Genomic DNA, 7,365 nt, shown 5'->3' with positions numbered 1-7,365 from the left:
GACGCGCTGGAGGGCAAGGGATTGGTGGAGCGGCGCCGCAGTGAGGAGGACCGCCGCCGCAACGTCGTTGAGTTGACGGAGCGGGGCAGACGGGCGCGGGCCGATGCGGAGGACGCCCGCGAGGCGGCGGAACGCGAGTTCCTCGCCCCGCTCGGCGAGAAGGACGCGGCGCGCCTGGTGAAGGCGCTGCAGGTGCTGATCAGAACTCCAAACAGGCCCTGAAGGCCCTCATTCAACCGGAATGCCTCGGCGGAGGTCTCGGAGCCGGCCGAGGGCCACTGCAAGTTCGTTGCGAAGCCGTTCGTTCTCCTCGTGCAGTTTGCGGTTGGCGTCTCGCAGTGCTCTGACCACCGTCTCGTGTGACCTGGTGGTGATCCGCTGCTGATCGGGCAAAGCAGGTCGCCCCGTGGAGGGCTGCTTGTCAGCGAGGCCGCGCAGTCTGGCGAGCAATGGCGCCTGGGCAGCGTCGTAGAGGAAGGTCCGGGAGACCCTTGCCCGGGCGGCGACGCCGGCGACGGTCACCGCTCCGCCATCGCGCTCCAGAGCGTCCAGGACAGCGTGGACACGCTCGATGCAGGCGAGAACGTCGCTGCTGTGCGGCTTCGGCCAGGTGCGCCGAGTTGTCAGCCGCATCGGCAGTCCTCTCCGTTTCGTCGCGACTTGCCCCGGCCTCGTTCGGTGCTGGGGAAAGCTCGTCGTGCTCCTGGTCGGTGATGCGCGTGATGACGTGCTCGACCGCGGCCGCCAACCGCTCGTTGACCTCGGCGGCTCGTGACCGGCCAGCTGCCGTGGCACCGGCATGGAGCTCGCGCGTGCGGGCGAGGGTGTCGCGGTGAATCGGCAGGTGGCTTTATCGAGCAGTAGTGACGTCACCTGTCGATGAGTTTGGGAGGCGCCCAGAACCACGGTCGGGTGATGTTGATGAGTTTGGGAGGCATGGCGACTCTTGCCAGGGCAGCATCGGGATGCTCTTGGTGAAAGGTGCTGGTCATGCCGCAGATGCCGAAGGTCGAGCTGTACGCGGCGATCCGGCGTGACCACCGCGGCGGCATGTCGATGCGGGAGCTTGAGCGCAAACACGGCGTGACGTGGCGGACGGTCCGGAAGGCGTTGGATTCGTTCTGGCCAGAGCCTCGTAAGAAGCTGCCTCCCCGAGCCACCACGCTGGACCCGTACAAGGCGGTGATCGACGAGATCCTGCGGGCGGACCTGAACGCGCCGCGCAAGCAGCGGCACACGGTCACTCGGATCTTCCACCGGCTGGTCGAGGAGCACGGGGCGGACGTCTCCTACGGGGTGGTGCGATATTACGTCGCCAGCCGGAAGCCCGAGATCCTGGTCGAGTCCGGCAAGGCGCCACTGGAAGCGTTCGTCCCGCAGACCCATCTGCCCGGTCACGAAGCGGAGGTCGACTTCGGTGACGTGACCGTGCGCCTGGCCGGCGAGCTGGTGACCTGCTATCTCTTCTCCTTCCGGCTGTCGTACTCGGGCAAGGCCGTCCACCGCGTGTTCGCCTCCTGCGGCCAGGAAGCCTTCTTCGAAGGCCACGTCCACGCCCTGCGGACGTTGGGCGGAGTGCCGAGGACCAAGGTCCGCTACGACAATCTGAAAGCCGCCGTCGCCCGGGTGCTGGGTCAGAGCCGGGGAAGAGTTGAGGCCGACCGGTGGATCGCCTTCCGCTCGCACTTCGGCATCGAGAGCTTCTACTGCCGGCCCGGCATCGAAGGCGCCCACGAGAAAGGCGGAGTCGAAGGGATGATCGGCTACTTCCGCCGCAACCACTTCGTTCCCGTCCCCGAGGTCTCCTCGCTCGCCGAGCTGAACGAAATGGTCGAACGGTGGGACCGGCAGGACGACGCCCGCCGCATCGGCTCCAGGCCCAAGACGGTCGCGGAGTACTTCGCTCTCGAACAACCGCTGCTCATGCCGCTGCCCGAGGAACCATTCGAGACGGGCCGGCTGTTCACCCCGCGAGTCGATCGCTACGGACAGATCCCGGTCCGCACCAATCGCTACTCGGTCCCGATCCGGCTGATCGGCAAACGTGTGCGGGTCGTGCTGCACGCTTCCCATCTGGTGGTTTACGACCAGAACGTGGAAGTGGCCCGGCACGAGAGGCTAATCGCGAAGGGTGCCGTCCGTCTGGACCTGGACCACTACCTGGAAGTCCTGGTCCGCAAGCCCGGCGCCTTCCCCGGCTCCACAGCCCTCGAACAGGCCCGTTCGGCAGGCAGGTTCACCCCGGTCCACGATGCCTGGTGGGACCAGGCTCGCAAGATTCATGGTGAACGGGACGGAACCCGGGCCCTGATTGAGGTTCTCCTGCTGGGGCGTCATCTGCCGCACGAGCATGTCGTCGCTGGCCTGGCCGCGGCTCTGCGGGCCGGGGCCATGACTGCGGACGCGGTCGCTCTGGAGGCCCGCAAAGCCGCCCAGACCGAGACCGAACCCATCCCTGCGGCAGGCCAGCTGGCTTCCGGGAAAGCGCCGGCAACGGTGACCTCCCTGCACGAATGGCGGCTCGCACACCTTCCTGCGGACACCAGACCGCTGCCCTCAGTGACCCCCTATGACCAACTGCTCCGCCGCCGCCGAACCAGCGGCGGTGACCACCGTGAGGGAGAAGCACAGTGACCCTGCCCCGCCAGCGAGGCTTGACCGAACAGGCCGCCGACGCCGCCATCGACACCGCCTGCAGAATGCTGCGACTGCCCTCGATCCGCAACGAGTTCTCCGACATCGCCGACCGGGCGATGAAGGACCAGATGACCTACCGGGGCTTCCTTGCCGAACTACTGATGACCGAGTGCGACGACCGGTCCCGCCGCCGTTCGGAGCGACGGATCAAGGCGGCCGGCTTCCCACGGGAGAAGTCCCTGCGGGCCTTCGACTTCGACGCCAACCCCAACATCGACGCCGCCACGATCCACACGCTGGCCAGCTGCGAATGGATCAAGAAGAGCCAGCCGCTCTGCCTGATCGGCGACTCCGGAACCGGCAAGTCCCACATGCTCATCGCCCTGGGCACCGAGGCCGCGATGAAGGGCTACCGCGTCCGCTACACGCTCGCCACGAAACTGGTGAACGAACTGGTCGAGGCCGCCGACGAGAAGCAGCTGAACAAGACCATCGCCCGCTACGGCCGCGTCGATCTTCTTTGCATCGACGAGCTCGGCTACATGGAACTGGACCGCCGCGGCGCCGAACTTCTCTTCCAGGTCCTGACCGAGCGCGAGGAGAAGAACAGCGTCGCGATCGCCTCCAACGAGTCCTTCGGCGGCTGGACCAAGACCTTCACCGACCCCCGCCTCTGCGCGGCCATCGTCGACCGCCTCACCTTCAACGGCACCATCATCGAAACCGGCACCGACTCCTACCGCCTCGCCAGCACCCGCGCCCGAGCCGAGGAACCCGCCAAGGCCGGCTGACCTCTGCCGCTACCTGCCTTGATGGCCAGCCGTCCTGACGGACGGCTGGCCATCCCGCGTTTGCGGTGTCCTTTGAAGAGGTCTCAAGAATCGAGAACGGCTGCGACGGCCTCGATCTCGACGAGTTGGTCGTTGTAACCGAGCACGGTGACCCCCATCAAGGTGCTGGGGACGTCATGGTCGGCGAACGAGTCCCGGACTACCTGCCAGGCGGCCACCAGGTCCTCCCGCCGGGCCGATGCGACGAGAACCCTCGTGCTGATGACGTCCTGGAGCGACGCACCTGAGGCAGTAAGAGCAGCCTGCATGTTCTCGATCGCTTTCGCTGCCTGGCCCGCGTAATCCCCGATCGCTGCCGTGGAGCCGTCATCGTTCAGCGGACATGACCCGGCGAGGAAGATCAGGCGTGACTCAGCAGGCGCCGTGGCCGCGTAGGCGTACTCGGCGACGTCGGACAGAGAGGCGGAGCGGATCAAAGTAATGGCACGAGCCACGGTCGTGGGGCCTTTCTCCTCGGGTGCTGAGCGCGGACATCTTGCCAGCACCCCAGCGGCTCCCGCCTTCCCTTTTATCGCCGCCCCCACGGCAACGCCGTCATTTCTGCTCGACATTCATGAACCGCATGATCACCAACTGACTCCGGAACCAGTCGACAAACGCTGTTCCTAGAGATCAACGAAGCCAGGCAGGAACTGCCGATCGCTTTGGAAGTCCTGGCAGACGTAGCAGCCGTCGGCCGCGGTCTTCGGACAGGGCCGTGAGATGTGCCGCCCGCACCGGCCGCCGGCCACCTCGTGAAAACGGCGCGCCATCGAGCAACGGGAAGGAGAACGGCGCGGGTGGGGCAAACCCGCCCGCCTGTTCACCGTCCGCCTGATGGACCTCGACACCCGGTCGATCGAGCTGCGCCTGATCCCCGCCCGAACCTGGGGCGCCCTGGTTCGCAACCCCGCCGACGCCCTCGCTAACGTCGCACTGCACCTGCCCCGGCTGGCCAGAACAACGGTCGGACCGAAGCGGAGAAGGGATCAATGGTCACCAACAGGAGCACGCTGCCTGTGAGGATGACGACGATCGGGCCACGTAGAACGTTCTTGGTCGCGACAAGGCGCCTGAGCGCTCCACCGGCGCCAAGCAGCACAAGGGCAAGCGGCCAGCAATGGCGAAGACATGCGCGGAGAGCGCAAGGCGGTCGACCAGCAGGGTGAACCCGATACTTTGGGCCTCACCTGATGGGTGTGCAACCCTGCTATGCCTCCTGCGCAGGGTGCACCTACGACGTGCCCCAATGGTTCTCGGCTGGGTGATGCGCCTGCGATCCTGCGAGTTGCTCACGGGCTCGGAACGTGTGGCGGTAGGCTGTGGGCGACACACCGACCATCGCGACCATGTGCTGACGCAGTGATGCGGCGGTCCCGAACCCCGCTTCGTCGGCAACGCGGTCCACGGGCAGATTGGTGGTCTCCAGCAACCGGCGCGCGTGCTCGACACGCTGCTGTGTCAGCCACTGGCCGGGAGTCATTCCGACTTCGTCGCGGAAGCGCCGGGAGAACGTGCGGACACTCATCCGCGCATGACCGGACAGTTCGGACAGCGACAGCGGCCGGCCGAGCTGCTCCAGTGCCCATGCGCGGGTCGCCGATGTGCTGGCGGCCGAGGGCTCCGGCACCGGACGCTCAATGAACTGTGCTTGACCGCCCTCGCGCCACGCCGGTACGACGCAACGGCGAGCCACGCGGTTGGCTACCCCGCTGCCGTGGTCGCGGCGCACCAGGTGCAAACACAGGTCGACGCCGGCAGCCACGCCCGCAGCGGTGAGCACATCACCGTCATCGATGAACAGCACGTCCGGGTGGACGTCGACCTGAGGGAACATCCGCTGGAAGTGCTCAGCGTCGTTCCAGTGCGTAGTGGCCGGACGGCCGTCGAGCAGACCGGCGGCGGCCAGGACGTACGAAGCAGTGCAGATCGACACGACTCGAGCGCCTTGCCGGAGGCGGGTGAACGCCTCGGCCAGCGGTTCGGGGAGCCACTCTCGGTGCTCGTCGGGACCACACGCGAATGGCGGAATCACCAAGGTGTCCGCCGTCTCCAGTGCCTCGGCTCCATGCTCGACTGTGATGGCGAAGTCAGCGCTTGTTCTTACCGGACCGCCGTCAAGGCTGCAGGTGACGACCTCATACAGCGGCTGCTCACGCTCTCCCGTCGCGGTGCCGAAAATGCGAACAGGGATGCTCAGCTCGAACGGATAGGCGCCTTCAAGTGCCAGGACGACGACTCGGTGCATGGCCAGATTCTTTCACACATTGTCTATCTGGCCACTCGCTGGCGAGTGGCCGGACCCGGCACGCTTGACCAGGCAATCCAAGGAACAGGAGTTGCACGATGCGTGCTATCGAACAGGACTCGCTCGGAGGGCCCGAGGTGTTGAAGGTGGTCGAGGTTGATCGCCCGGAGCCGGGGATTGCGGAAGTGCTCGTCCGGGTTCATGCCGCGGGGGTCAACCCGACCGACTGGTGGACCAGGTCTTCTGGAGGTCTGCTGGGCGAGAAACCGGTGCGCCTGGGGTGGGATGTGTCTGGCGTAGTGGAGGCCGTCGGGCTGGGGGTGACCACGCTCAAGCCCGGTGATGAGGTCTTCGGCATGCCACGGCATCCCGAGCCGGCAGGCGCATACGCGGAGTATCTGACCTCGCCGGTTCGGCACCTCGCACGCAAGCCCGCCGGACTCTCTCACGTGGAAGCCGCCGCGCTCCCCCTGGCCGCACTCACCGCGTGGCAATCGCTCGTGGACACAGCGGGGGTGGTCTCCGGCCAGCGCGTGTTGATCCACGCCGCGGCGGGCGGTGTCGGTCACCTCGCCGTCCAGATCGCCAAGGCGCACGGCGCGTATGTCATCGGTACTGCTCGGTCGGCCAAGCACGACTTTCTTCGCAGCATCGGCGTCGACGAGGCCATTGATTACACACAGGACGACTTCGCGGAGACGATCAGGGATATCGACATTGTGATCGACGCGATCGGAGGGGATTACGGGCCCCGCTCGCTTCGGACCTTGCGCCGCGGGGGCATCGTCGTGTCGCTCGCATCCCCGGCCGAGGCGCGCCTGGCGATCAAGGCGTCCGAGCTCGGTGTCCGGGCGGTATTCATGATTGTCGAGCCTGACCATGCAGCGCTGAAGGCAATCGCAGGCCTCGTCGAAACGGGCAAGCTGCACGTCGAAATCGCCACGGCTCTGCCGCTTGAGCAAGTGGCGCAAGCCCACGAAATCGGCGAGACCGGACGCACCACTGGAAAGATCGTTCTCACCACCGTCAACGGAGTCCCTGGTGTCGTGAGGGCATCGTGAAGGATGACGCGAGCATGCAGAACCGTCGACAGTCCAAGGATGAACGGATGCGCCGACCGGCGACCATTCGCTCCCTGCGCTTGAGCGACATGAAGCTGAGCTACGTGCCGGACGGCGCAGTACAACTCATCCCTCGCGACTGGCTTCCCCACAGCACTGACGAGGTATGGACCACCCACCCCGACTACCTCGATCACTCCGGGCATCGGCGGGCTACTTGTGGAGCACGGCGACCGTGCGATCTTGATCGATGCGGGCTTCGGTCCCCAATCGGTTCCGGCACAGCCGGGCAACCCCGTCGGCGCCATCCACGGCGGGGCACTGCCCGCAGCAGCCAGGCCGGCCGGCCCGGTCTCGGATCGTGTACGCCCGCTACTACGAGCGGCTCGTCCAGCGCTCCAAAACCTTGATCGCGTGGGCCTCACGTTCATGGCCCGCCGCATCGCCCGCAGCGCGAGCGGGCAGCCAAAAGGCTAGTGTCTCGTGATCCTGCAGTCGTTACTTTGATCGATGGGGCTCGTTGGTTCTGGCATGGAGCTCTCTGTGGAACAGACCGCTGAGTTGCGGGAGTTGGTGAACAGTCGCGACG

The 7,365-nt window shown here is 66.3% G+C and carries 7 protein-coding genes; 4 read left to right on the top strand and 3 right to left on the bottom strand.

The genetic code is table 11. The annotated features are described in order from the left end of the window. Positions 1-222 (top strand): winged helix DNA-binding protein (locus FCI23_RS52960; RefSeq protein WP_136729967.1); only part of this gene is annotated, 222 nt, incomplete at its 5' end. A 6-nt stretch (positions 223-228) separates the two neighbouring features. Here the strand turns inward: FCI23_RS52960 and FCI23_RS52955 are convergent. Next, positions 229-633 (bottom strand): DUF6262 family protein, encoded by a 405-nt coding sequence (locus FCI23_RS52955; protein ID WP_246144891.1) that lies wholly within the window; start codon positions 631-633, stop codon positions 229-231. 366 nt (positions 634-999) lie between these two features. Here FCI23_RS52955 and istA point away from each other — a divergent pair, with 366 nt between their 5' ends. Both istA and istB read left to right on the top strand, forming a co-directional pair. After that, on the top strand, positions 1,000-2,634 hold the full coding sequence (gene istA, locus FCI23_RS52945) for an IS21 family transposase (RefSeq protein WP_169317437.1): 1,635 nt from the start codon (positions 1,000-1,002) through the stop codon (positions 2,632-2,634). Then, complete coding sequence (istB, locus tag FCI23_RS52940; RefSeq protein ID WP_136731194.1) at positions 2,631-3,428, top strand: IS21-like element helper ATPase IstB; 798 nt, start codon at positions 2,631-2,633, stop codon at positions 3,426-3,428. Before istA ends, istB begins: the two co-directional genes overlap by 4 nt. 83 nt (positions 3,429-3,511) lie before the next feature. Here the strand turns inward: istB and FCI23_RS52935 are convergent, their stop codons facing one another. After that, the gene (locus tag FCI23_RS52935) at positions 3,512-3,922 is read right to left on the bottom strand and encodes a RidA family protein (RefSeq protein ID WP_136731191.1); all 411 of its coding nucleotides are present in this window, start codon (positions 3,920-3,922) and stop codon (positions 3,512-3,514) included. A 779-nt stretch (positions 3,923-4,701) separates the two neighbouring features. Then, a complete protein-coding gene (locus FCI23_RS52925; RefSeq protein WP_136731189.1) occupies positions 4,702-5,715 on the bottom strand; it encodes a GlxA family transcriptional regulator in 1,014 nt (337 codons plus the stop codon). 98 nt (positions 5,716-5,813) lie between these two features. On the opposite strand from FCI23_RS52925, the gene FCI23_RS52920 reads away from it, so the two are divergent. Continuing rightward, positions 5,814-6,776, top strand: a complete 963-nt coding sequence (locus FCI23_RS52920) for an NADP-dependent oxidoreductase (protein WP_136731187.1) — start codon at positions 5,814-5,816, stop codon at positions 6,774-6,776. The last annotated feature ends 589 nt before the right edge of the window (positions 6,777-7,365 follow it).

The organism is Actinacidiphila oryziradicis, assembly GCF_005047355.1.
Classification (GTDB): Bacteria; Actinomycetota; Actinomycetes; order Streptomycetales; family Streptomycetaceae; genus Actinacidiphila; species Actinacidiphila oryziradicis.
The sequence above is the reverse complement of the archived record's forward strand: the minus strand, read 5'-3'. Positions and strand labels throughout refer to the sequence as shown.

Coding starts and splice junctions, on each gene's coding strand:
- istA (WP_169317437.1), top strand. CDS start 1,000: ATGCCGAAGGTCGAGCTGTACGCGGCGATCCGGCGTGACCACCGCGGC.
- FCI23_RS52920 (WP_136731187.1), top strand. CDS start 5,814: ATGCGTGCTATCGAACAGGACTCGCTCGGAGGGCCCGAGGTGTTGAAG.
- FCI23_RS52925 (WP_136731189.1), bottom strand. CDS start 5,715: ATGCACCGAGTCGTCGTCCTGGCACTTGAAGGCGCCTATCCGTTCGAG.
- FCI23_RS52955 (WP_246144891.1), bottom strand. CDS start 633: ATGCGGCTGACAACTCGGCGCACCTGGCCGAAGCCGCACAGCAGCGAC.